This is a genomic window from Nonomuraea sp. NPDC004702 (assembly GCF_053601695.1).
Map to the genome: position 1 here is coordinate 41,455 of NZ_JBSGCE010000040.1, position 24,177 is coordinate 65,631.

At 70.7% G+C, this 24,177-nt stretch carries 17 protein-coding genes; 7 read left to right on the forward strand and 10 right to left on the reverse strand.

Features of this window, described 5'->3' with window-relative positions:
- The 10 genes from ACWEJ6_RS36940 to ACWEJ6_RS36985 all read right to left on the reverse strand — a co-directional run.
- Nucleotides 1-1,554, reverse strand: a 1,554-nt coding sequence (locus ACWEJ6_RS36940; RefSeq protein WP_452429846.1) for an alpha-amylase family glycosyl hydrolase, incomplete at its 3' end; no start/stop codon positions are given.
- Between the two features lie 592 nt (nucleotides 1,555-2,146).
- A complete protein-coding gene (locus tag ACWEJ6_RS36945) occupies nucleotides 2,147-3,397 on the reverse strand; it encodes a glycosyltransferase family 4 protein (protein WP_020544432.1) in 1,251 nt (416 codons plus the stop codon).
- Nucleotides 3,394-4,698: a lipopolysaccharide biosynthesis protein gene (locus tag ACWEJ6_RS36950; protein WP_452429849.1), complete on the reverse strand. Its 1,305-nt coding sequence runs from the start codon at nucleotides 4,696-4,698 to the stop codon at nucleotides 3,394-3,396. Before ACWEJ6_RS36950 ends, ACWEJ6_RS36945 begins: the two co-directional genes overlap by 4 nt.
- On the reverse strand, nucleotides 4,695-5,960 hold the full coding sequence (locus ACWEJ6_RS36955) for a glycosyltransferase family 4 protein (RefSeq protein WP_020544430.1): 1,266 nt from the start codon (nucleotides 5,958-5,960) through the stop codon (nucleotides 4,695-4,697). Before ACWEJ6_RS36955 ends, ACWEJ6_RS36950 begins: the two co-directional genes overlap by 4 nt.
- On the reverse strand, nucleotides 5,960-6,736 hold the full coding sequence (locus tag ACWEJ6_RS36960) for an NTP transferase domain-containing protein (protein ID WP_246649784.1): 777 nt from the start codon (nucleotides 6,734-6,736) through the stop codon (nucleotides 5,960-5,962). The genes ACWEJ6_RS36955 and ACWEJ6_RS36960 overlap by 1 nt, the downstream gene beginning before the upstream one ends.
- Nucleotides 6,729-7,430, reverse strand: a complete 702-nt coding sequence (locus ACWEJ6_RS36965) for an HAD family hydrolase (RefSeq protein ID WP_020544428.1) — start codon at nucleotides 7,428-7,430, stop codon at nucleotides 6,729-6,731. The genes ACWEJ6_RS36960 and ACWEJ6_RS36965 overlap by 8 nt, the downstream gene beginning before the upstream one ends.
- A complete protein-coding gene (locus ACWEJ6_RS36970) occupies nucleotides 7,427-8,692 on the reverse strand; it encodes a 2-phospho-L-lactate transferase CofD family protein (protein ID WP_020544427.1) in 1,266 nt (421 codons plus the stop codon). The genes ACWEJ6_RS36965 and ACWEJ6_RS36970 overlap by 4 nt, the downstream gene beginning before the upstream one ends.
- Nucleotides 8,689-9,477, reverse strand: a complete 789-nt coding sequence (locus ACWEJ6_RS36975) for a glycosyltransferase family 2 protein (protein WP_020544426.1) — start codon at nucleotides 9,475-9,477, stop codon at nucleotides 8,689-8,691. The genes ACWEJ6_RS36970 and ACWEJ6_RS36975 overlap by 4 nt, the downstream gene beginning before the upstream one ends.
- 58 nt (nucleotides 9,478-9,535) lie before the next feature.
- Nucleotides 9,536-10,255: a hypothetical protein gene (locus tag ACWEJ6_RS36980; RefSeq protein WP_157383170.1), complete on the reverse strand. Its 720-nt coding sequence runs from the start codon at nucleotides 10,253-10,255 to the stop codon at nucleotides 9,536-9,538.
- Between the two features lie 404 nt (nucleotides 10,256-10,659).
- A complete protein-coding gene (locus ACWEJ6_RS36985) occupies nucleotides 10,660-13,998 on the reverse strand; it encodes an alpha-amylase family glycosyl hydrolase (protein WP_452429853.1) in 3,339 nt (1,112 codons plus the stop codon).
- 390 nt (nucleotides 13,999-14,388) lie between these two features.
- Here ACWEJ6_RS36985 and ACWEJ6_RS36990 point away from each other — a divergent pair, with 390 nt between their 5' ends.
- The 7 genes from ACWEJ6_RS36990 to ACWEJ6_RS37020 all read left to right on the forward strand — a co-directional run bounded on the left by ACWEJ6_RS36990 (nucleotide 14,389) and on the right by ACWEJ6_RS37020 (nucleotide 24,115).
- Nucleotides 14,389-15,414 (forward strand): LacI family DNA-binding transcriptional regulator, encoded by a 1,026-nt coding sequence (locus ACWEJ6_RS36990; RefSeq protein ID WP_020544423.1) that lies wholly within the window; start codon nucleotides 14,389-14,391, stop codon nucleotides 15,412-15,414.
- A 338-nt stretch (nucleotides 15,415-15,752) separates the two neighbouring features.
- Nucleotides 15,753-17,048, forward strand: coding sequence for an extracellular solute-binding protein (locus tag ACWEJ6_RS36995; protein ID WP_026214588.1), 1,296 nt, complete (start codon nucleotides 15,753-15,755; stop codon nucleotides 17,046-17,048).
- 23 nt (nucleotides 17,049-17,071) lie between these two features.
- Nucleotides 17,072-18,052: a carbohydrate ABC transporter permease gene (locus ACWEJ6_RS37000; protein WP_246649785.1), complete on the forward strand. Its 981-nt coding sequence runs from the start codon at nucleotides 17,072-17,074 to the stop codon at nucleotides 18,050-18,052.
- A complete protein-coding gene (locus tag ACWEJ6_RS37005; protein ID WP_020544420.1) occupies nucleotides 18,049-18,915 on the forward strand; it encodes a sugar ABC transporter permease in 867 nt (288 codons plus the stop codon). The genes ACWEJ6_RS37000 and ACWEJ6_RS37005 overlap by 4 nt, the downstream gene beginning before the upstream one ends.
- Nucleotides 18,916-18,970: 55 nt before the next feature.
- Nucleotides 18,971-20,542: a glycoside hydrolase family 13 protein gene (locus ACWEJ6_RS37010; protein WP_020544419.1), complete on the forward strand. Its 1,572-nt coding sequence runs from the start codon at nucleotides 18,971-18,973 to the stop codon at nucleotides 20,540-20,542.
- The gene (locus ACWEJ6_RS37015) at nucleotides 20,536-21,576 is read left to right on the forward strand and encodes a LacI family DNA-binding transcriptional regulator (RefSeq protein WP_026214586.1); all 1,041 of its coding nucleotides are present in this window, start codon (nucleotides 20,536-20,538) and stop codon (nucleotides 21,574-21,576) included. The genes ACWEJ6_RS37010 and ACWEJ6_RS37015 overlap by 7 nt, the downstream gene beginning before the upstream one ends.
- Before the next feature lie 25 nt (nucleotides 21,577-21,601).
- Nucleotides 21,602-24,115 (forward strand): AMP-binding protein, encoded by a 2,514-nt coding sequence (locus tag ACWEJ6_RS37020; RefSeq protein ID WP_020544417.1) that lies wholly within the window; start codon nucleotides 21,602-21,604, stop codon nucleotides 24,113-24,115.
- Nucleotides 24,116-24,177: the final 62 nt, after the last annotated feature.

Consider the following 24,177-nt stretch of genomic DNA (forward strand, 5'->3'; position numbering starts at 1 on the left):
GGCGGTGTCCATGGCGATGCCGGGGACGGTGGTCCAGGTGCCGCCGATGCCGTAGTGGATGTTGGCGGTGCTCCAGCTCGTCTTGTAGAAGACGGTCGCGGTGCTGTCGCCCGTCGGGGTCGGCGTCGGGGTTGGGGTCGCGGTCGGCGAGGGCGAGGTGCCGACTCGGATGGCGACGGCGCTCTTGGCAGGCACGGTGACCGTCGCCGTGCCGCCGGCGTTCACGGTGACCGAGCCGCTGCCTGCGACGTTGGGGTACGTCCCGGCGGGCAGGCCGGTGGTGAAGGTGCGGGTGACGCCGCTGTTCTCGTTGTTGATGGCCACCCAGCCCCTGTCGCCGCGGCTGAAGGCGATCAGGTTGCTCCCGTTGTCGGTCCAGTTGCCGACGGAGGTGCCGCTGACGGCGTTGTAGAAGCCCACCATGCCGGACATCTCGCGGTCGAAGCAGGTCCAGCGGCCGTTGGAGCAGTCGGTGTCGGTGACGAACCCGCCGTTGGCCGACGGAGGTCCGCCCTCCCTGTCGTTCCAGGTGAAGGAGGAGTAGACGTTGGGCTTGCCGAACGGCCAGGCCAGCATGAACGTGTTGGCCAGCTTGTAGGTGGCGCCGTACTTGTACGTGAGCGTGGAGTCGCCCCGTTCGGTGTCGTGGTTGTCCACGAAGACCATGGCCTTGTCGCTGCCCACCGACAGGCCCCAGCTCTGGCCGAAGGTCTGCAGCGACTTGATCTGGCCGGTGAACTGCTCCTTGAGCTTGCGGCCGTAGACGAACTCGTCCACGTCGCCGACGCCGGTGTACTGGCTCGGCTGGACCGCCTCGTTCTGGCCGTAGATGACTTCCTGGTGGATGTAGGGCGACCCCTTGAGCCTGGACTTGATCGCCGCGAGGTCGTCGGGGCTCATGTGCTTGGCGGCGTCGATACGGAAGCCGTCGACGCCCAGGTCGATCAGCTTGTTCAGGTACGCGGCGATCTGGTCGCGCACGTGGTCGGAACCGGTGTTGAGGTCCGACAGGCCGACGAGCTCGCAGTTCTGCACCCGCCAGGCGTTGTTGCCGTAGTCGGCGTCGTTGATGCCGCAGGCCGGCTGGTGGAAGTCCTGGGAGGAGTACAGGCCGGGGTAGTCGTACTTGCTGAAGCCGTAGCCGCCGTAGCTCGTCGAGCCTTGCCCGGTCATGTGGTTGATGACCGTGTCCACCTGGACCTTCACGCCCGCGGCGTGGCAGGCGTCGATCATCTTCCTGAACGCGTCCTGGTCACCGAACTTGCTGGTCAGGTCGTACCGGGCGGGCTGGTAGATGTCCCACCAGACCGAGCCTCCCTTGGACATGGAATCGGACGGCGGGGACACCTGCACCGATCCGTAGCCGGCCGGTCCCAGGACGTCGGCGCACTCCTTGGCCACCGACTTCCAGTTCCAGTTCCACAGGTTGACGGTGACGCCGGGGCCGGAGGCGGCGTTGGCGGGCTCCTCGGTGAGAACCGGCAGCGCCACGGCGGTGGCCGCCACCGCGGCCGCGCTTAACGCGCCCGCAACGATTGCTTTGTACAGTCTCATGGTGGGGGTCTCCAGATTGAGGACGGGATCCCGTGAGGGCGGGCCGGGTGGGCGAACACCTGGCCCGCTTCCATGCGAAACGCCTGCCGAGAGGCGTACGGGTTGTTTCGGCTCGACGACACGAGCCGCCGTGACGATGTGGTGTCGTCCTCGTTCCGCGCCGCTGCGGAGTGCTTGAGAACGGAACACGGAGACGAACTGGCCGCCCGGCCCCGTACATCGTGGGCGTTGGGGGAGGGGGGCGGCGCCCTCGGAGGGGTGGGGGACGGGCACACCGTAGGGGCCTCCATGTTCAGGTTTCCTAGGTGTTGCCTGGAAGTTACTCAGTGGCCATCCGGATTGCAATACTTTGCAGAGAATTCCAGAATGTCTCTCGGTCTATCTCGCCACTATTGCTATCAAGTGTCCGCTTTTTCGCGGACATCCGCGCGCGTCGATGACTAAAAGTAACGGGAAAGAAGCGGTCCGCGTGAAGCCGAAGAGGTAATTGTGGATCATTGCAAAGAGCGTGGAAAGCTCTTGCGGTGACCGCAGAGGGGTCCGCAACGTTGCTGTCGCAAGTCCTTGCTATGGCTCTGTTCGGGGGAGAGGTTCACCTGTCCGAGACGACGGGGCGCAAGGCGGCCTTGTACACCGCGTGCGTCTCGTCGGCGGCGCGGGCCCAGCTCAGCCGCTCGCGGACGAGCCGCTCGCCGCGCTCGGCCAGTGCCCGGCGCAGGTCCGGATCGGTCATGACCTCGATCACCGTACGGGAGATGTCGCCAGGCTCATCGGCGCGTACGAACCGGACGGCGGGCCGATCCGGGTCGCCGAGGAAGACCTTGGAGAAGCCATGGCCGAGGATCGTCGGTCTGGCCATCGCCATGGCCTCGGTAGCCACCAGGCCGAACGGTTCGAAGAGGGAGGGAAAGACACAGACGTCGGCCATCTCGTAGTACTCCAGCAACTCCTGGCGGTCCACCCAGCCGCCGGAGTCGAGCACCCGCCCGTCCAGCCCGCTCTGAGCGACGATCCGCCGGACCCCGGAGTGGTCACCCTCCCCGACGATCACCAGCCGCAGCCCCGGGACGGCGGCGGCGATCGGCCGCATGGCCTCCAGCAGCTGGTAGATGCCCTTCTGCCGTTCGAGGCGGCCCACGAACAGCAGCACGGGGTCCCCGGCGGGGATCCCGAGCCTGGCGCGCAGGGCCTTGCCGCCTGCACGAAGCCCGTCCCGGGCGCCGCCGGTGGCCAGAAGCCGTTCGAAGGTGCCACCCAGGCACACGACGTCGATCGACGCCCGATCCCAGCCGGAGGCGGCCAGTTGCTCCCGGACCTCGGGCGTGGGGACGATCACGCGCCGGGCGACGCGCGCCAGCCACCGCTCGATCGCCGCGAACACCGCGCCCGCGAGGTCGCTCCGCCCGCGGTGCACCCCGTACTCCGTGGTGTGGACGTGGAGCACCACAGGGAGCCGCAGGACATGGTGGCAGAGCAGGCCGGCGAGGAAGTTCGTCGAGTCGTGGACGGCGACCAGGTCGGGCCGCCCGTCCCGCCCCGCGCGCCACAGCCGCAGGAAGTACCGCCAGTTGCTCGTCACGACCGTCAGCACGAGCAGGACGACGTCCGTGCCGCGCGTGCGGTTGAGGCGTCGGCGGCGGCCGAGCGCGCCGAGGACGCGGCTCATGGGCCGATACACGGTGACCCCGCCGTTCCGCTCGTGCACCGGGAGGCGGCCGTCGTTGAGCGTGAACACGGCAAGCCGGTGACGGGCCGCCAGATGAGGGGTGATCTCCTCGATGTAGCGGCCGAGTCCGGCCGTGATGTTGGGCGGGAACTGGGTGATGATCTGGGCGATCCTCATGGTGACGTCTCCGGGGCGGGGCAGGCGTCCACGGTCTCCGCCCGGCTGTACGTCAGCCGGCAGACGGCGACGATGAGGGCGACCAGGACGAGGTTGGACAGCGCGAACGCCCACAGCCCGCCGGCCAGGCCCTGCCAGGCGATGAGCGCCGCCTGGCAGCCGAGCACGAGGGGAGCGCCCGCGACCTGGGCGACGATGAGGGCCCTGGCCCCTCGCACCCCGTCCATGAGCAGAGCGAGCGAGTACAGATTGAAGACGGTGTGGACGCCGATCCCCACGGCCGAGAGCGCCATCAGCCCCGGCGAGTAGGGGTAGTCGGCACGCAGCAGCAGGAAGAACACCGCGCTGGCCGCGAACGAGACGAGCGCGGTCACGGCGAAGACGGCCGGGGACAGGCGGCCGATGCGCCGCAAGGCCGTCGGCTTGTGCATGGTCGCCAGCGTGGGGAGCAGCACCAGGCCGACGCCGTCGGTGAACAGCACCCCCAGCAGCCGCTTGGGGAAGTTGTTGTAGATCGAGTAGACGCCGACGTCCGCCTGGGCCGCCCAGTGGTTCAGGAAGATCACGTCGACGCCGAACAGCACGGTGGTGAGGGCGGTGAGTGCGGTCAGATAGGCGCCGTGACGGTACAGCGTGCGCGCCAGCGCCGCCGACCAGAGGCGCGGCACGACCCGGAAACCCGCCGTGGCGGCGACGGCGAAGAGCACGTTCGACGCGATGAGGCAGGTGAGGTAGAGGTAGGCGTCCCCGATTCCGGGGACGAGCAGGCAGTACGCCGACGTGCCGAGGTAGGCGACGGCCACGACGAGCTTCAGGCCGGCGGTGAGCGCGTACCTTCCGAGCCCGCGCAGGAAGCTCTCGGTCAGGTACGCGGCCGTCAGGGACAGCGCCAGGGCGAGCCCGAAGCAGAGCGTGGGGACGTCGACGCCGAACACGGCGGTCAGGACGGGAGCGGCCGTCAGCCCCGCGACGCACAGGACGATCCCCAGCACCAGCGTGGCGAGCAGAGCCGTGGTCACGAGGGCGGGGCGGTCGGCGGGCTCGGCCCGCGGCAGTTCCTGGTACATCACGAAGTGCAGGCCCATCACCATGGGGACGACCACGATCAACCCGATCGACAGGACCACCGTGAACCGGCCGAAGGCGGCGGCGCCGAGCCCCCAGGCCACGGCCAGTGTGGTCGCCGCCGAGATCCCGCTGGCGAAGGCGTTCACCAGAGCCGGTCCCACCGGCCGGCCCTGGGCGGCGAGGAGCCTGGCGACCCGCGCGGGCACGCTGGTCGCCGTCCGCGCCGGGGTCACCGCGTCGCCTCGCCGTACGCCGCCAGGGTACGCTCGGCCGTCCGGGCCCAGCTGTAGTGCTCCCGCACGTACGCCGCGCCGCGCCGGGCGAGCCGGTCCGAGCCCTGTGGGTCGCCGAGGCAGCCCAGCAGGAGCGCGGCCAGCTCGTCCGGATCGTCGTGGCCGCAGCGCAGCGCCCCGTCGCCGACGACCTCCGGCGAGTAGCCGGGACCGACGACGACAGGCCGGGCCAGTGCCATGGCCTCGACGGCGACCAGGCCGAACGGCTCGTACACGGAGGGGAAGACGCACACGTCGGCGGCGAGGAAGTGCGCGAACACCTCGGTGGACGGCAGGAACCGGTTCCCCGCGACCACGTGGGCGGCGGTGCCGGTCTCCTCGATCACCCGGGCCAGCACGGCGGCGTCGTCGGTCTGCGGGAGCTCGGCGCCGACGAGCACGACCCGGGTGCCGGCGTGCTCCTCGACGAGCCGGGGTACGGCACGTACCAGGGTGTGGACGCCCTTGTGGGACGACAGGCGGCCGGCGAAGACGACGAGCCGGCCCTCGCCGCCGGGCAGGTAGCGGCGCCGGACCTCCGAGCGGATCCGGTCGCGCTCCTCCTCGGGCAGGGCCGCCAGCCGCAGGAGCTCGGGATCCTCGAAACCGTGCGGCACGACGCGCACCCGGTCGGCCGGCCAGCCCCTGGCCGTCAGCTCGTCGCGCATCGCGGCGCTCGGCACCACGATGAGGCGCGCCAGCCGGGCCTGGGCCGTCTCCAGCGCGTCGAGGACGAGGGCGTGCCGGGGGCGACGCCGTCCCGGAGCCGCGTTGAGTTCGCGGGTGTGCACGTGGAACACGACCGGCAGGCGGCCGAGCACCCGGCACAGGATCCCGGCCGGGCAGCTCATCCAGTCGTGCACCGCGACGACCGCTCCGGCTCGTCCTGGCCCGGAGCGGCCCGCCTCGGAGCGCAGGATGCGTGCGGCGGCGCGCAGGTTGAACACGAGCAGCCCGGCCGTCCTGCCCAGCAGCCGCAGGGGCCGAGGAAGACGGGGATTCCCGACGAGGCCCAGGCCGGCCGAGGTCAGCCTGTGCAGCGTGAGGTCGCCGGAGCGTTCCGTCCGGGGGGTCCGGCGCCGCCCGGCGGCCCCCAGCACCTCGATGGGGATTCCGGATTCGCCGAGAGGGGCCGTCATCCTCTCGGCGTACCGCCCGAGACCTCCCACGATCTCCGGGGGAACCTCTGAGCAGACGGCGTAGATCCGGCTCGGACGGTCCATCAGTCCGCCCGCCGCAGGTAGGCCGTCCGGGCGAACTCGAGGTCGGCCGGAGTGTTGATGCCGCGCGCCTCGTCCGGGTCGCCGACCGGCACCGCGGTCACCGGCCGGCCCTGCCGGGACAGACAGGTGAGGAACGGCAGGAAGTTGATCTCGCCGGTGACCGCCCCGGGAACGGCGTCTGCCAGGAACCGGTTCCATGCCTCCGTGAGCTCGCGGGTGCCGAGACAGAAGACGCCGACGTCGCCGAGCCCGCCCGGACGGCACCGGTCGCCCTCGCGGGACATCCGTACGCGCAGCAGCCTGGAGGTCGCGGCGTCGTACTCGTACTCGACGTACGGGTCGGGCAGCGGGACCAGGGGGAGGACGAGTCCCGGCCGGTCCGGCGAGGCCGTCCGCGCATGAGCGCGCACGACCCGTCCGAGCGTCGCGGTCGACACGTTCGCCTGGTCGCCCCAGACCACCAGGATGGCGTCGTACCCCAGCCAGTACGGGGCCGCGCCGAAGACGGCGTCGCCCATGCCGGTGGGCGTGGCCTGGACGCTCACGGTGACCTGCCCGCGGGCGATCTCCTCGGCCGCGAGCCGCCGGAACGGGCCCTCTCCGCTGGGGGAGAGCACGACGTGGATGTGCTCGACCCATGGCCGCAGGCGGCGCAGGAGCAGGGACCAGACGGTCACACCGTCGGCGATCTCCAGCATGATCTTGGGGATTCCCGTGCCGAGGCGGCTGCCCTGCCCGGCCGCCGGAATCACCGCACAGGTACGCAGGTCACTCACGGTCGTCCGTCTCCGCGTCGATGAGGTGGATGAGCTGGTCCAGATGCCGTACCGGCAGGGCCCCCTGAGCGGGCAGGGCCGCGTGGACCTGGAGGGTCACCAGCCCGGCGCCGAGGGCGGAGGCCACCCCGTGGGCGGAGTCCTCCAGCACGAGGCAGTCGGCCGGGTCGAGGGACCACAGCCGGCAGGCGTGCAGGTAGAACCGAGGGTCGGGCTTGGCGCAAGCGACCTCGTCGGAGGTCAGCACCGCTCGGAAACAGCCGGTCAGGGCGCCGGCCGACAACACCCGCCGCACCGACTCACGGCTGCCGCTGGTGACCAGGTAGAGCGTGCGGCCGGTGCGGGTCAGGCGCTCCAGGAGTTGGCGGGCGCCGGGAAGGAGGGTCACCATGCCGGCCTCGACGCGTTCGCGGTACAGCTCCTGCTTGCGCCGGATCAGGCGCTCGGCGTCCGCGGGGGCCGCGCCCAGCGTGGTCACCACCTCGCGTGTGCCGGCCCCCGCGTGGTCGCCGTAGCTGAAGGAGGTAAGCAGTTCCGGTGCGATCTCGGCGAGGGCCTCGCGGAAGGCCGCCTCGTGGACGGGAGAGGAGTCCACCAGCGTGCCGTCCAGGTCGCACAGCCAGACTCGCCTGGTGGAGACCAGCCTCGCCACGTCGGTGGACAGGACGTCCGTCCGGACGCGGACCACGCTCATACGGTCCTCACCAGGGCCGTCTCGCCGGCGGTCGTGCCCACGACGCCCGCGAGGGCGGAGAGGGTGCGCCGGCCGCAGTGCACGCCTGGGCGCTCGGGATCCTCCAGGTCCGTCACGATCCAGCGCGCCCTTTCCCAGCCGCCGCCGTCCACGGCGCCGGCGAACGTGGCCCGATGGCACAGGACGTGGGTCACCGTGCGCCGCTCGTTGTACGGATCGCCCAAGTAGGACAGGGTGCGCCGCACGAGCGCACGCGGGCCCAGCCCCTGGACGTCGTGGTCGTCGTGGATGTTGACGACGAAGACCTTGGCGGCGGCCCGGCTGTCGGAGACGGCGTCCGCGACGCCGGGAGTGAGATACGTGGGCAGCAGCGAGGAGTGCGGTGTCCCGGGACCGTACACGATGAGGTCCGCGTCGCGGATCGCGTGGTCCGCCTCGGGGTTCAGCGTCACCTCGGCCGCCGCGCCGGCCAGAACCGGCCGGACGAGTTCGGCGGGAAGTGCCTGGAGTTCGGCGCGGCGCTCCGGGCTGACCGGCTCGCGCAGCAGGTACAGGTCGGTGATGGCGGTGTCGCACTGAGGGGCGACGATGTCGGCCTCGTCGGTGAGGATGCGGCCGTCCTGCTTGAGGGCGGTCAGGTAGGCGTTCTCGCCGTTCGTCACGTTGAGCAGACGGGCGGGTGACCGGAAGGTCGCGGCGCACGCGCGGACCGCGGCGTTGAAGTCCTCGCCCAATCGCAGGTAGGCCCCGGCGAACAGCAGGTTGCCCAGCGCGCAGCCGGCGAGGGCGAGCTCCTCGGGGTCACGGCCGAGCCGGCCCGTCATGAACGACAGGTCCCGTACCGCTTCGGCACGCGTCCGGGCCGGCAGCGCGGCGAACATCCGCCGGTCCTGATGACCGCCGATGCCGTCGCTCGGGGAACCCTCCGCCGATTCCCGGGCCGCCAGCGCGCGGACGATGGCGGCGAGGTCGTGGTAGGTCGCCCCCGGCGGTAGCCGGTGCTCCAGCAGGGCGATCATGGCCGCCTGCGCCGGGATGCCGGCGTCGAGGTGAAGCAGGAGGTTCTTGCGGAAGTCCGACGGCCCCAGCATGCCGGGGAGGTAGCGCCGGAGCATCCCGGTGGACGACCCGTTGTCGTACCCGTTGATCACCACCGACAGGGTGGTCCCGGGCGTTCGTACGAGTCCACGAGCGATGCTGGACCCGCCGCGGCCGCCGCTGAACAGCACCGCGGCTGCTCCTTCGAGGTGTTCCACGGTCATCCCGCCTCCTCGGGGCCAGAGGCAGTGCGTAGGACGCCTCGGCGCAGCAACCAATGGCGGTAGCCGAGATAGGCGACGAACAGGGCGCGGTCGCACGCGCCGCGCCAGAACCGCCAGCCGCGTCGGCCGCTGCCGCGCTCCCGATGTTCGATGGGCACCTCGACCCACTGGTGGCCGATCTCGGCGACCCGCGCGGTGATCTCGGTCGAACAGTTCATCCCGCCCGCCTCCAGCGGCAGCGCCCGGAACAGCGGGCCGTGCACCACCTTGAAGACCGAGTTGAAGTCGCGGTAGCGCGTGCGGTGCAGCAGGTTGCTGATCGCGCCGCTGGCTGCCGACCCCCACCGGTACGCCAGGCCGTCGGCCTTCCTGATCCGGGCACCGGAGAACGCCATGGCCTCCCCTGCCTGGACCCTCGGCAGGACGCGGTCGAGGTTCGCGATGGGAAACTGCCCGTCGGAGTCGAGCAGTACGACCCAGTCGAACCGGGTGCGGGCGATGGCGGCGGCGATCGCGGCGCCCGCCCCGCGGTTGTGCTCGAACGTGACGACCACCAGCTGAGGGCAGTCGTACGACAACCCGGCCAGGACGGCGCTCGTGGCGTCAACGCTGCCGTCGTCGCAGACGACGATCTCCCACTCGCCGACCGACGGATGCCGCTCCAAGTACTCCCGCCACTCGGTGACCACGGCCGCGATGGTGTCCGCCTCGTTGTAGGCGGGCGCCGCCACGGAGACATCGACGGTGCGGGTAGAGGTCGGGAGGCCGCGGGGAAAGGTCAGCATGGTTCCACCTCCTCTGGCTTCGGGTGAACGGGTGGGCTGGTTCCGACGACGAGGCCGGTCATCGCACCCGGGCGGAGGACGCGAGTCCCAGCAGGCGATCGATCCACCGGTCCAGCGGGAGCAGCGCGACCCCGACGACGATCGGGACGTGCGCCAGCGCGAACAGGATCGTCGCGCCGAAAGAGATGGGGCCGCCGGTGAACACCGCGATGTGGGGGGCGTCGATACGTTCGGGGATCGGGATGGGGTTCACCAGCTGCCACATGATGTCGAGGAAGCCGGAGAACACGATGAGGACGCCGTTCACCGCGATCTTGAGGCAGTTTCCGGGGCTTCCGCCCCCCAGCCGGTAGGCCGCGGCCACGCTCAGCACGATCCCGGGATAAAGCAGCAGGTAGAGGTGCGTGTAGAAGCCGTCACCCTGCACGCGGGCGGTGTCGCCGTAGTAGAAGTAGCTGATTCTGGGGAGCACGTAGCCGGTGAAGAAGACGAGCGGGACGTACAGCAGCCAGTACAGGCGCCGCGATGCCCATGGGAAGAACGCGATCCCGCAGCACAGACAGGCGAACGCCAACAGCTTGAGGCCGAGTTGCCACGCCGCCTGGATCTCCCGGCCGTGCGGCGTGGCCAGCCAGACGAACGCGGCTCCGCCCCCGCCTCCGAGCAGGGCGATCCACCAAAGGTGAGGAGCCCAGGCGCGCGGTGACCTGAGAACGATGTCGCCGGGCAAGGGATTCTTCTCACTCACTAAATGCGGGGCGTCACTGTCCGCCGTCATCGACCGGCCTCCGGGGAAGATAAAGGAAAGGCGCACGTGCTGCGCGCAAGGGAGTTCTACGGGCAAAAGACTGTGGCCAACTTCGCCTTACTGTCAACACTCTTGCAATAATTCCCGCAGGTCAGAAAGGGAGATCACGCTGACGAGCTGAAATGAGTTTCCCTTGGTGCCGCATCTTGCAATGGGCGGAAGGACGATTGAACTTTGGTCGGCGAAAGGTGGCGAAGGGAAGAGGTCGCCAGCAGCGGGGACAGAAGTAAGGGTGGCGCCTGCGATTCCGAAAAGGCGCAGAGTGAATCGCAGGATGTTGTCGCACTTCTTGCCTGCCGAAGCCCCGTTCCATGGAACGAGGTCACGTCCACGGGCTGGGCGGTCGACGCCCAGCCCGTGGCGATGGGTCCGGGCTAGCCGGCGAGGCTGACGCCTCGGGCGGTCAGCAGCGCCCCCTGCGCGTCGCGCTCCACGGCCACGACCTGGCCGCGGCGCGCCTGGTCGATCAGGTCCTCGTCACGCGGATCCACGCGGAGAGCGGCGTAGGAGGCCCACTCGGGCCAGGCGGCCCGCTGCTCGTCGGTGAGCGCGCCCGGCACCAGGCGGATGATGCGGTAGTCGCCGGTCAGCTCGCCCTTGTCGTGGCCGATGCCGTCCGGGGCGAACGCCAGGGTGTACTGGCGCGCGGATCCGGGCCGGACGTTCCACGCGATGGTGGAGCGGTCGATCCAGTGTGCCTCCGCCTTGTCGAGGTCCACGTCGGCGACGCGGGCCGGCGGCTGGGGCAGGACGTCGCCCGGCGAAGCGGCCAAGCGCCACACTTCGTGACCGGTGGTCGCCACATCCAGCGACTGGTTGTCGGGAAGGTCCTTCTCGTCGCCCTTGTGCAGGATGTAGCTCACGTTCTTGCCACCCTCGGTGAGCGGCACCTCGAAGACCGCGCCGAACGCGTCGTACCGGGCCGGTCGCAGCGGCGCCGACCATTCGGTGGGCTGCCGGACGTCACCCCACAGGTGCAGCCCCCAGCCGTCGTAGTCGCCGCCGGGTCGCCGGTAGTGCAGGACCATGGTGTTACGAGCCGCGGCCTCCGAAGGATGCACCTGCTCGGAACCCGAGTTCACGTACGCCTCCGCCTGACGGCCGGGCGTCACCGACTGGTCGCCCCCGGGGTCCTTGGCGTCGCCGCGGTGGATCACGAAGTTCACCGGCACATCCGCGTCACGCACCGGGACCCGCCAGTACAGCCCGAACGCGTCGGTTCCGTCGGGCACGCGCGGCTCGCTCCACTGCGTGGCCGCGCCGTCGGCCAGGCCCTCGCCCCACAGATGCAGGCCCCAGCCGGTGTAGGCCGCGTCCGGCCGGTTGTAGCGGATGGTCACGAACCCTTGGGCGGCGGCCCGGGAGACGTGCACGTCCTGTTTGCCCTGGACGAGCCAGATCTCACCGTTCCGCGCCGGATTGACGGTGCGTGGAGCCCCGTCGGCTCCGTCGGCGCCGCGAACGGTCAGGGTGACGTTCGCGGCGTTCTCCCGGAGCTTGATCCAGGCGAAGCGGCCGAACGCGTCCTGGCCGGTGAGCGGCGCGGCGCTCGGCTGCGCGACGTCGCCTGAGACCTCCAGGTCCCAGCCGTCGTAGTCGCCTCCCGGCCGCGCGTAGTGCACCACCAGCCAATCGCGCCGCGCCGCCCCGGGCTCCGGCGCCTGCGGCTCGGGGCCGACCACGGCGGAGGCCCTGGCCGAGGCCAGCCGTCCCGCGGAGTCCTCGACGACCGCCTTGTAGATGACGGGGGTCCCCGCCCGCAGCCCTGTCAGATCGTGGAAGACGCGGAAGGTGCGCCCGTTGGGCGCCGTGTCGGTGCCGAGCACCCGCCACGGTCCCGAGCCGGCCTTCGCGGCGAAGGTGACGCGGTCGAAGCCGGTGCCGGGAACGGTCGCCTTGATCTCGACGCGACCGTCGCCGTCGGCGCCGCGGATCTCGGCGCCCGGCAGTTCGAGGGCGATGGACGGGCGCGCGGCGGGCGCGTCGAGCGGACGCGCCGCCTTGTAGACAACGGCCGACAGCGGCGGGACGGTGGTGGTGAGGACGCGCCCGGCGTCGGCGCGCAGAACGTCGGGACCGGTGCCGTACAGCCTGGTGAAGCTCATGCCCGCCGTGTAGGTGGGGATGGCGGCCTTGGCCGGCTGCTCGGCGTTGTTCACCGCGACGACGTACTCGACGCGCCGCCCGGCGTCGATGCGGGAGAAGGCGTACACGCCGCCCTGCGCGAGGCGCTCGATCTGCGCGCCGTCGGCCAGGGTCGGGTGGGTGTCGCGGAGCCGGGCCAGGGCGGCGATCCCCTTGTAGAGCGGGTGGCCGGTGTCGTAGTTGTCCGTCGCGTGCGTGGACGTGGTGCCGATCAGGTCGTCCGACAGATAGGACGCCGCCTTCGAGGCGAACATCGGCTGCCGCGCGTCCCTGTCGCCGCCCTTGCCGGTGAAGCCCTGCTCGTCACCGTAGTAGACGACCGGCTGACCGCGCGTCAGGTACATCAGCTCGTGCGTGAGCAGGTCCCGGCGCAGCAGCTCCTCGTCGCTCGCGCCCGGATTGTCCTGCGCCAGGAAGCGGCCGATGCGGCCCATGTCGTGGTTGCCGAGGAACGTGGGCAGGCTGGAGGCGTCGGAGTCGGCGTCCGTGTAGGAGTCGTCGGCGGCGTACAGGCGTGACAGGCGGCTCGCGTCAGCGGTGCCGCCGCCGTACGACCGCGCGGCCTCCTGGAACGGGAAGTCCAGAGTGGCGTCCATGCCACCGCGGGTGGAGTAGCGGCTGGTCTCGGACGGGTCGCTGGAGTACACCTCGCCGAACATGAAGAACCGCTCGTTGCCGAGCTTGGCGGCGTAGCCGTGCAGCGCGGGGGAGAAGCGCTCCCAGAACTCCATGTTGACGTGCTTGGCGGTGTCGATGCGGAAGCCGTCGATGTCGGTCTCCCGCACCCACGTGCGGTAGATGTCGATCATCCCTTGGACGACTTCGGGCCGCTCGGTCCACAGGTCGTCGAGCTGGGAGAAGTCACCGTGCTGCGAGCTCTCCCCGGCGAAGGTGGAGTCGCCCCTGTTGTGGTACATGGTGACGTCGTTCAACCACGCGGGCTTCTTGACGACGCCGTCCACGGGCACGGGCGTGTACGGGAACGCCCCTTCGTCCACCTTCGGGAACGGCTTCGAGCCGTCGGCGTGGTCGCCGTCGTCGAAGGGCTTGCCCGTCGCGTCGACGTACGGATAGGCGGCCTTGGACCGGTAGCCGTACTGCTTCTCCTTGTAGTCGATGCCGTCGGCGGTGTGGTTGGTGATGATGTCGAAGAAGACTTTCATCCCGCGCCGGTGCGCCTCTTTGACCAGCTTCTTCATGTCGGCGTTGGTGCCGAGATGGGGGTCGATGGAGGTGAAGTCGGTGATCCAGTAGCCGTGGTAGCCGGCCGTCGTCCCCTGCACGGGACGGTTGCGGAACGCCGGTGTGATCCACAGCGCCGTGGTGCCCAGGCCCTTGATGTAGTCGAGCCTGGCCATCAGCCCCGCGAGGTCTCCACCCTGGTAGAAACCGGTGTCGGTGGGGTCGAAACCGGTGGCGAGTCGGTCGCCGGACAGCCCGCCACGGTCGTTGCCAGGAGTGCCGTTGGCGAAGCGGTCCGTCATGGCGAAGTAGAACCGCTCGCGGCTCAGCGGGAGGTCGCGGCGCTGTCTGGCCAGCTGCCGGTCGCTCGGCTCGCGGTCGCCCATCCCTTGAAGGGCGGACGGCGCCGTGTCGGCCTGGTGGTGAGCGGCTGCCTGGGCGGGAACGGGTGGCGTGAGGGGGAGGAGCAAGGGGAGCGCGAGGAAGGCGGACGCCAGCCCGAGCTTGCGTAACCGATGAGAAGGGGTGTTCAGGGGCACGGCGGCCTCCAGAGGGCGATCAGGGTGCGCAACTAGTTCCCGGAAACTACCTAGGAGATGAAGCTTCTGCAAGAGTTTGCAAGACAGTTGCAGGGACGGAACTGGACGACGGACGCCCTGGAGGGCGTCATGTCAGGCGTTCGGCTCCTCTCGGCAGGCCACCGAGTGCTGCTTCCGCTTGTAAAGCGGGCAAAGGCGCGGGTCATGGTGGGAAGGGAAGACGGTAAAATCACCGGCATGACCATGCGCCTCGCCGACATCGCCGCCCAAGCGGGCGTGAGTGAGGCGACTGTGAGCCGGGTGCTCAACGGCAGACCCGGTGTGGCGGCCGACACCAGGCAGGCCGTCCTCACCGCCCTTGACGTGCTGGGCTACGAGCGTCCGTTGAAGCTGCGGCAGAACCAGACCGGGCTGATCGGCCTGATCCTGCCCGAGCTCAACAACCCCATCTTCCCGGCGTTCGCGCAGGTCATAGAGAGCGCTCTGGTGTTGTCGGGCTACACGGCCGTGCTGTGCACGCAGACTCCTGGCGGCGTCACGGAAGACGACTACACCACCCTGCTGCTGGAGCGCGGCGTCGCCGGAATCATCTTCGTCAACGGGCTGCACGCCGACTCGCGCTCCGACCGCACCCGCTACGTGCGGCTGGCCGAGCTGGGCCTGCCAATGGTGCTCATCAACGGCTTCCGTCCCGACATCCCCGCGCACTTCATCTCCAACGACGACGTCGCCGCGCTCGACATGGGGGTCAACCACCTGGTGTCTCTGGGCCACCGGCGGATCGGGCTCGCGGTCGGGCAGGAGCGTTTCGTTCCGACCATCCGCAAGACGCAGGGATTCGAGCGCGGCATGGCCGCCTACGCCGGCGTCACCGACGTCTCCGAGCTGGTCGTCAACACCCTCTACACCGTCGAGGGCGGCCAGTCCGCGGCGCAGCAGCTGCTGGAGCGCGGCTGCACGGCCATCTGCTGCGGCAGCGACATCATGGCCATCGGCGCGATCAGGGGCGCCCGCAACCTCGGGCTTCGCGTCCCGGAGGACGTCTCGGTCGTGGGCTTCGACGACACGCCGATGACGGCCTACCTCGACCCGCCACTGACCACCATCAGGCAACCGGTCCGCGACATGGCCCTGGCGGCCGTCGCGAGCCTGCTGGACGAGATCCAGGGCCTGCCCGCGCCTCGCGCGGAGCTGTTGCACCGCCCTGAGCTGGTGGTCCGCCGCTCGACGGCTCCGGTCCGCGCCGCCGTTCCCACCAGCTGACCCCTGCCGGATCCCGCGAGGTCCCGGCTTTCGCCGTGCCCTCTTGCGGGCGGAAGCCGGCGCGAACAACCGTCCCGTAACGGCGCCCCTCCACTGGGTTGGGCGGCCGCAAGCGGAATGTTCCCGATGCGCGTCCTATGTCCGAAAAGCTGCATCACTCGACTACATAGAGTGATGATCTGACGCCTTGCTGCAAAGATAACGAAAAGAGTGTCTCTGTATGAAAGGTCTTTCAATTTTTCTTGCAGCCGCGTAACGTCCTCCTCACTTCCCAGGACCCCGGCGGCGAGGTACCGCAGGGCGTGTCCTCAACCCCGGCCTGAAACGAGGAGACAGAGATGCGGCAAGCCCTTTCAGCCGTGACGATGGTCGCGGCACTCGCGCTCGCGGTCAGTGCGTGCGGCGGTGGCGGCGGCACCACGTCCTCGGCGGCGCCGTCCAGCGCGGCCCCCGCGGACCCGACCCAGATCAGCGGTGAGATCACCTGGTGGGACACCGTCCGTCCCGACAGTGAGGGCCCGACCTTCCAGAAGCTGATCAAGGAGTTCGAGGCCAAGTACCCGAAGATCAAGGTCAAGTACGTCAACGTCCCCTCCGACCAGGCGCAGAACCAGTTCCAGACCGCGGCCCAGGCTGGCACGGGCGCTCCTGACGTGATCCGCTCCGAGGTCGCTTGGACGTCGCAGTTCGCCGAGCTGGGCTACCTGCAACCGCTGGACGGCACCCGCGCGGTCGACAACGAGGCCGACTACCTGCCGGGCCCGCTGAGCAGCACCAAGTACAACGGCAAGACGTGGGCGGTGCCGCAGGTCACCGACACGCTCGCGCTGCTGTACAACAAGCGGCTGCTGAAGGAGGCCGGCCACGACGAGGCCCCCAAGACGATGGCGGAGCTCAAGCAGACCGCCTTGGACGTCAAGGCCAAGGCCGGCGCCAACGGCCTGGCGCTGAACGTGGACGGCTACTTCCTCCTGCCGTTCATCTACGGCGAGGGCGGCGACCTCCTGGACGTCCAGAACAAGAAGGTCGTGGTCAACTCGCCGCAGAACGTCAAGGCGATGACCGAGCTGCAGGACCTCATCACGTCGGGCGCGGCGGCCAAGCCGGCGCTGCAGGACAGCTACGCCAACGCGATGACCGCGCTCAAGGACGGCAAGACCGCGATGATCTACAACGGCCCGTGGTCGCTGTCGGAGGTCTACCAGGGCAAGGAGTTCAAGGACAAGGAGAACCTCGGCATCGCCCCCGTGCCCGCCGGCTCCGCCAAGGCCGGCGCCCCCACCGGCGGCTGGAACCTGGCCGTCTACGCCGGTTCGAAGAACATCGAGGCATCGTACGAGTTCCTGCGCTTCATGAGCTCCTCCACCTCGCTGGCCACCGTCTCCAGTGAGCTGGGCCTGCTGCCGACCCGTTCGTCGAGCTTCGACGACCCGAGGGTCAAGGCCAACCGGGACGTCGCGGTCTTCAAGCCGATCCTGGACACGGCGGTGCCGCGCCCCTGGATCCCCGAGGGCGGCCAGCTCTTCCAGCCTCTGCTCGAAGCCTTCCAGGGGCTCGTCGGCGGAGCCAAGCCAGAGGAGACGCTGAGCAAGACCGAGCAGCAGTTCCAGCAGGTCATGAAGGCCTGGAGCTGAGCGTGGCGGTCTCGACCGGACGTGTGAGAAGCACGCCCAGCGCCGGCGCCCATCACGGCCGGCGCCGGGGCGGCCGCGCCCCGGGCCCGCTGCGGCGGGCCCTGGGGCGGCACTGGTACGCCTGGGCCATGGTCGCGCCGGTGCTGGTCGTCATCGGCGTACTGATCGGCTGGCCACTCCTGCGCGGCGTCTACCTGTCCCTGACCGACGCCACCGAGGCCAACGTCGGCCGGACGATCGGCGTCAACGTCATCCCGGCCAGCTACGAGTTCGTCGGACTGGACAACTACCTCGACATCCTGACCAGCAGCCTGTTCTGGGACAAGCTCACCTGGACGGTGATCTGGACGGTGTCCTGCGTCGGCCTGCACTACGGCCTGGGCCTCGGCCTGGCCATGCTGCTGCACCGCCGGATGCGCTTCCGCTCGGTCTACCGCATGTTGCTGATCCTGCCGTGGGCGATCCCCGGCTTCGTGGCCGCCTTCATCTGGCGCTACCTGTTCAACAGCGACTTCGGCGTCATCAACGCGATGCTGAAGGCCGCCGGCCTCGGCGCGGTCGGCTGGCTGGACGACCCGACCACCGCCAAGCTGGCCGTCATCGCGGTCAACGTGTGGGTCGGCGTGCCGTTCATGATGGTGGCCCTGCTGGGCGGCCTGCAGGCGATCCCGGCCGATCTCTACGAAGCCGCGGCGGTCGACGGCGCGACCCCCTGGCAGCGCTTCCGGCACATCACGCTGCCGATGCTGCGGCCGGTGTCGGCGACGGTCGTCCTGCTCGGCACGATCTGGACGTTCAACATGTTCCCCGTGATCTTCCTCATCACGAGAGGAGGCCCTGGCAGTGACACGGAGATCCTCGTCACCTACGCCTTCAGGGAGGCGTTCACGGGGGTCCGCAACTACTCCGGCTCGGCCGCGTGGGGCGTGATCATCCTGGCTCTGCTCATCGTGCTGGCCAGCGTCTACCGGCGCGCGCTGCGCAAGCAAGGGGAGGTCTGGTGAGCACCGTGAACACCCGCCCGGTCGCCGGCCAAGGCGACAGGCGCGGCCCTCTCGCGTCCGTGCTGTTGCACGCCACCCTGATCGCGGCCAGCGTCATCTCGCTGTTCCCGGTCGTCTGGCTGGTGCTGACGTCGCTGAAGCCGCGCGACGGGTGGCTGTCGGCCGAGCTGGAGCTGTTCAACCAGCCGTCGCTGACGAACTACTCCCGGGTGTTCAGCGAGACCGAGTTCCCCGTCTGGCTGCTCAACTCGGTGGTGGCCGCGGGCCTGACCACCGTGCTCGGCGTCTTCCTCGCCTCGACCACCGGGTACGCGCTCAGCCGGTTCTCCTTCCCGGGGCGGCGCGGGATCATGTGGCTGCTGCTGATCACCCAGATGTTCCCCGTCGCCATCCTCATCGTCCCGCTGTACAACCTGATGGCGGCGCTCGGGCTGCTCAACCAGATTCCGGGGCTGATCGTCGCGTACATGACGATCGCGGTGCCGTTCTGCGCCTGGATGATGAAGAGCTACTTCGACTCCATCCCGCGGGAGATCGACCAGGCCGGGCTGATCGATGGCCTGACGCCGTTCGGCACGTTCTGGCGGGTGATCCTGCCGCTGGCCCGGCCGAGCCTGGCCGTCACCGCGTTCTACTGCTTCATGACCGCGTGGGGCGAGGTGGCGTACGCGACGGTCTTCATGTCGCAGGAGGACAAGCGCACCCTCGGCGTCGGCCTGCAGCAGTTCGTCGGCCAGCACTGGTCCGACTGGGGACTGCTGACCGCCTCCGCCGTGCTCATCGCGGTCCCCGCCGCGGCGGTCTTCCTGGTCGTCCAGCGCCATCTGGTGGCCGGCCTGACCAGCGGCGCCACCAAGTCATGAGGCGGGCCGCGACCCTTCCCTCCAGCCATCCGCATCCGACCGATCGGGGAGACACATGACCGAACTGGCCGAGGACGCCGCGCGGGCGGCCGCCGCCACCCGCTGGTGGCGGGACGCGGTGATCTACCAGGTGTACGTACGCAGCTTCGCCGACAGCGACGGTGACGGCGTCGGCGACCTGCCGGGCGTGCGCAGCCGGCTGCCCTACCTGGCGGACCTGGGCGTGGACGCCCTCTGGCTGACCCCGTTCTACCCCTCGCCCATGGCCGACTTCGGCTACGACGTCGCCGACTACCGGGACGTCGACCCGCTGTTCGGCACGCTCGCCGACGCCCGCGAGCTGATCGCCGACGCGCACGCGCACGGCCTGCGCGTCATCGTCGACGTGGTGCCGAACCACACCTCCGACCGGCATCCCTGGTTCGCCCGGGCCCTCGGGGGCGGCCCCGACCGCGACCGCTACATCTTCAGGGACGGCCGGGGGGCGAACGGCGAGCTGCCGCCCAACGACTGGGAGTCCGTCTTCGGCGGTCCCGCCTGGACCCGGGTGGAGGACGGCCAGTGGTACCTTCACCTGTTCGCCCCCGAGCAGCCGGACCTGAACTGGGAGCACCCGGAGGTGCACGCCGAGTTCGAGGGCGTGCTCCGCTTCTGGCTCGACCTGGGGGTCGACGGCTTCCGCGTCGACGTCGCCCACGGCATGGTCAAGGCGCCGGGGCTGCCGGACGTCGGCCGTACCGGCCAGGTCGAGATGATCGGCACCGCCGTCGTGCCGTTCTTCGACCAGGACGGCGTGCACGACATCCACCGCGCCTGGCGGCGCGTCCTCGACTCCTACCCGGGAGAGCGGATCGGCGTGGCCGAGGCGTGGGCCCCCACCGCCGAGCGGCTGGCCGACTACGTCCGCCCGGACGAGCTGCACCAGGCGTTCAACTTCCACTTCCTGAAGACCCCCTGGGACGCCGCGCAGCTGCGCGCGGTCATCGACGAATCGCTGCACACCGCCGCGCTCGTCGGCGCGCCCTCGACCTGGGTGCTGTCCAACCACGACGTCAAGCGGCACGTCACCCGCTACGGCGGCGGCGAGCGGGGGCTGCGCCGGGCCCGCGCCGCGGCCCTGCTCGCGCTGGCGCTCCCTGGCTCCGTCTACGTCTACCAGGGGGAGGAGCTGGGCCTGCCCGAGGTGCTCGACCTGCCGGAGGAGTGCCTGCGCGACCCCCAGCGGCTGCGCGACCCCGACAGCGGCCGGGACGGTTGCCGCGTGCCCGTTCCCTGGACGCGCGAGTCCGGCTGGAACGACCCGTGGCTGCCCATCCCGGAGGAGTGGGCGGGGCTGAGCGTCGAGGCCCAGCGGGACGACCCCGGCTCGACCCTGGAGCTGTACCGGACGGCGCTGCGGCTGCGTCGCGAGTGCGCCGAGCTCGGTGACGGCGACCTCACCTGGCTCGACGCGCCGTTCGGGACGCTCGCCTTCACCCGCGGCGACGGATTCACCTGCGTCGTCAACCTCAACGACCACGAGGTGGAGCCACGCGTCGAGGGCGAGCTGCTGCTGGCCAGCGCCCCGCTGATCGACGGCGCGCTCCCGCCCGACTCGGCCGCCTGGTGGAGGCGGCCCTCGTGGTAGCCGCGGCCGGGAACGGGACGCCCCGGCTCATCGACATCGCCGCGCTCGCGGGGGTGAGCGAGGCGACGGTCAGCCGGGTGCTGAACGGCCGGCCAGGAGTGTCGGACCAGACCCGGCGGTCCGTGCTGACCGCGCTCGACCTCGCGGGGTACGAGCGGCCGGCGCGGATCAAGCAGCGCAGCCGCGGGCTCGTGGGCCTGGTGACGCCCGAGCTGGACAACCCGATCTTCCCGGCCTTCGGGCAGGCGATCGAGAAGGCGCTCACCCAGCACGGTTACACGCCGGTGCTGTGCACGCAGCTGCCCGGCGGCGCCCCCGAGGACGAGTTCACCGAATTGCTCCTCGAATGCGGCGTCAACGGAATGATCTTCGTGTCGGGGCTGCACGCGGACACGACCGCGCGTGCCGACCGCTACACCAGGCTGGTGGCGCAGAGCGTGCCGATCGTCCTGCTGAACGGGTACGCCGCCGACGTCGAGGCGACATTCCTGTCCACCGACGACCGATTAGCGGCCCGGCTCGCCGTCCAGCACCTGCACGACCTCGGGCACGTGCGGATCGGGCTGGCCGTCGGCCAGGCCAGGTTCGTGCCCGTGGTCAGGAAGGTCGAGGGCTACCGGCAGGCCATGGCGACACTCGGACTCGGCGGGGCCGACGAGTCGCTGATCGCCCACTCGCTCTTCTCCGTCGAAGGCGGGCAGGCGGCCGCGTCCCAGCTCCTGGACCGCGGCTGCACAGGACTGGTCTGCGCGAGCGACCTCATGGCGATCGGTGCGATCAGGGCCTGCAAGGAGCGCGGGCTCGACGTGCCGCGCGACGTGTCGGTGGTCGGCTACGACGACTCCACGCTCATCGCCTACACCGACCCGCCCCTGACGACGATGCGCCAGCCGGTGCAGGTCATGGCGACCGCGGCGGTCGACGCGCTCCTGGAACTGGTCGCCGGTGGACCCTACCGGCACCAGGAACTGATGTTCCGGCCGGAGCTCATCGTCCGCTCCTCGACCGGCTCAGGGCCCAACATCATCCGTTGACCGAAGGAAGAAGGGAGGCGAGGGTGTGGAGGCCGAGCTGACCATCCCCGGCCTGTTACAGGCCCGCGCCGAGGCCGAGCCGGACAGAGCGGCCATCGTCGTGGACGGCCGGGGCGAGCTGACCTTCGGCGCATGGGCGTCGCGCTCCAACGCGGTGGCGCACGGCCTGCTGGACCGGGGGCTGCGGCCCGGCGATCGGGTGGGGCTGCGCTTCGGGGGAGCACGGTGGATCGACTACGCCGTGGCCTACTGCGGGGTTCAGAAGGCGGGCGGAGTCGCCGTCCCCCTGGCCGCGGCGCAACCCGTACGCGTCACGGACGACATCCTCGACCGGTGCGACGCCGTCGGCGTGCTGCAGGAGGACACCGGCTGTGCGGCCGGGCCGGGCCGATGGGCGGCCACGATCGAGGAGGTCGAGTCCGCCGACGACACGCCCCCCGGCATCGAGGTCAGTCCCTCCCGGCTCGCGCAGATCGTCTACACGTCGGGGACGACCGGAGACCCCAAGGGCGTGGCCGCCAGCCACGCCAACCTCACGTACGGGCGCCACCCGATGCCGCGCCGCCGCGCGTACGCGCACTCCCGGCACTTCCTGCACGCCTTCCCCATCGGCACGAACGCGGCCCAGATGATGCTGATGGACGCCCTCACCGCGTACCCGGCGGCGCTGGCGCTGCCGCGGTTCGACGCCGCGGAGTTCTGCCGGCTCGTCGAGGCGTACCGGGTGGGGACCGTGTTCCTGGTGCCGTCCATGGCGATCGAGCTGCTCGGCTCGGCCGCCAGGCGACGCCAGGACCTGTCGAGCGTCGTGCTCGTCGGCTCCTCGGCCGCCGCCCTGCCGCCCGCTCTGGCGCAGGACCTGGCCGCGGCCTTCCCCGGCGCCGTCCTGGTCAACACCTACACCTCCACCGAGGCGATGCCGGCCGGGACCACGATGGTCCTGGACCCCGAGCGGCCGGGGTCGCTGGGCAGGGCGAGCGACCCGGGCGACCTCGTGATCCGCGACTCCGGCGGGCGTGTCCTGCCGCCGGGCGAGGTGGGCGAGGTCTGGCTGCGCTGCCCGGCGCCGCCGCGCTCGTACTTCGCAGACCCCGGCGGCAGCGCCGCCGTGTTCAGGGACGGCTGGGTGCGCATGGGGGACGTCGGCCACCTGGACGACGCCGGATACCTCTATCTCGCCGACCGCGCGGGCGACGTCATCAAGTCGGGCGCGCTCAAGGTCTCGACGCTGCGTGTCGAGGCCGCTCTGCACGAGCACCCGCTCGTGGCGGAGGCGGCGGCCGTCGGGGTTCCCCATCCCGTGATGGGCGAGGTCCCGTCGGCGGCCGTACGGCTTCGGGGGCACGTACGGCTGGAGGAGCTGCGCGACTTCCTCACCACGCGCCTGGCCAGGCACGAGCTGCCGACCAGGATCGCGGTGGTGGACGACTTCGCGCGCAACGAGGCGGGCAAGGTGCTCAAACCAGCCGTGCGCGCCCTGTTCACCGGCGCTTCCACGCGGGTGCCGTTGACGGCGGCGCAACTCGCCGACCTGGCCGGCGACCCTTCGCCGCACGAGTCGGCGCTGCGCGTGCACGATCCCCTCGACCTGGCCGCGCTCCGCCGCGCGCTGGCCGATCTCGCCGCCCGGCACGACGCCTTGCGCATGACGTTCCCCGGCGGGGGCGTCGCCGAGATCGCCGACGGTCTCGCCCCTGACCTGGAACGGGTGGAGGGAGGGACGGCGGCCCTCACCGGAGCGCTCCGAGCCGCCTTCGACGCCAGGCGCGGGCCGCTGCTGCGCGCCGTGGTCGCCGAGACGCCGGACGGCGGGCGCCTGCTCGGGCTCGCCGCGTATCCCCTGGTGTGCGACGCCTGGTCACTCGACCTGCTCGTCCAGGAGCTCGGCATCCTGTACGGCGCCGCGTACCACGGCAGGCCGGCCGGCCTGCCGCCGGTGGAGACGACGTACGCCGGCTTCGTCACCGCCGCCCACGCCGGGTCAGGTGCTCCGACGCCCGTCACCCGGCCGGGCCCGGTCTTCGACACCGGGCCGGCGGAATGGGTTCCCGTGGTGATCGCCGCCGGGACGGTCGGCAGGCTGCGTCGCGCCGCACGGGCCAGGGGCACTGCTCCGGGCAGCCTGGCGCTCGTGGCGTGGGCGTCCGCGCTCGCCGAAGAGCATGGCTCCGCGTGCGTGCTCGTCCGCTCGCCGGGGCGTACCACCCCGGGCGCCGCCGGATTGGTCGGTCCCTTGGGCGTGGACATCCCCGGCCTTCCTGAGCAGGTCGTCGAAGCGGCCGACGCCGAGGCTCATCGGTTCCGGCCCGTGCCCCCGCACGCCGGACGGTTCACCTTCGAAGGACTGCGGCCCGAGCCTGACCTGCCCGGACTGCGGACCGAGCCGCTGCCGCTCCCCGCGCCCACGCCTCCGCACGGGCCCCCCCGGCTCACCTTGACCGCGCAGCCCGACGGCAGCCTGTCCGGCCACTGCGAAGGGCGTTCGGCGGCGCGGGCGGCCGAGTCCTTCACCCACCACCTGGGCCTGCTCCTCTCGTGAGCACCCCCTGAAACACCGCACCTCGTGATCGGAAGTGAAACCTCAGCGATGGCCATTCCCAC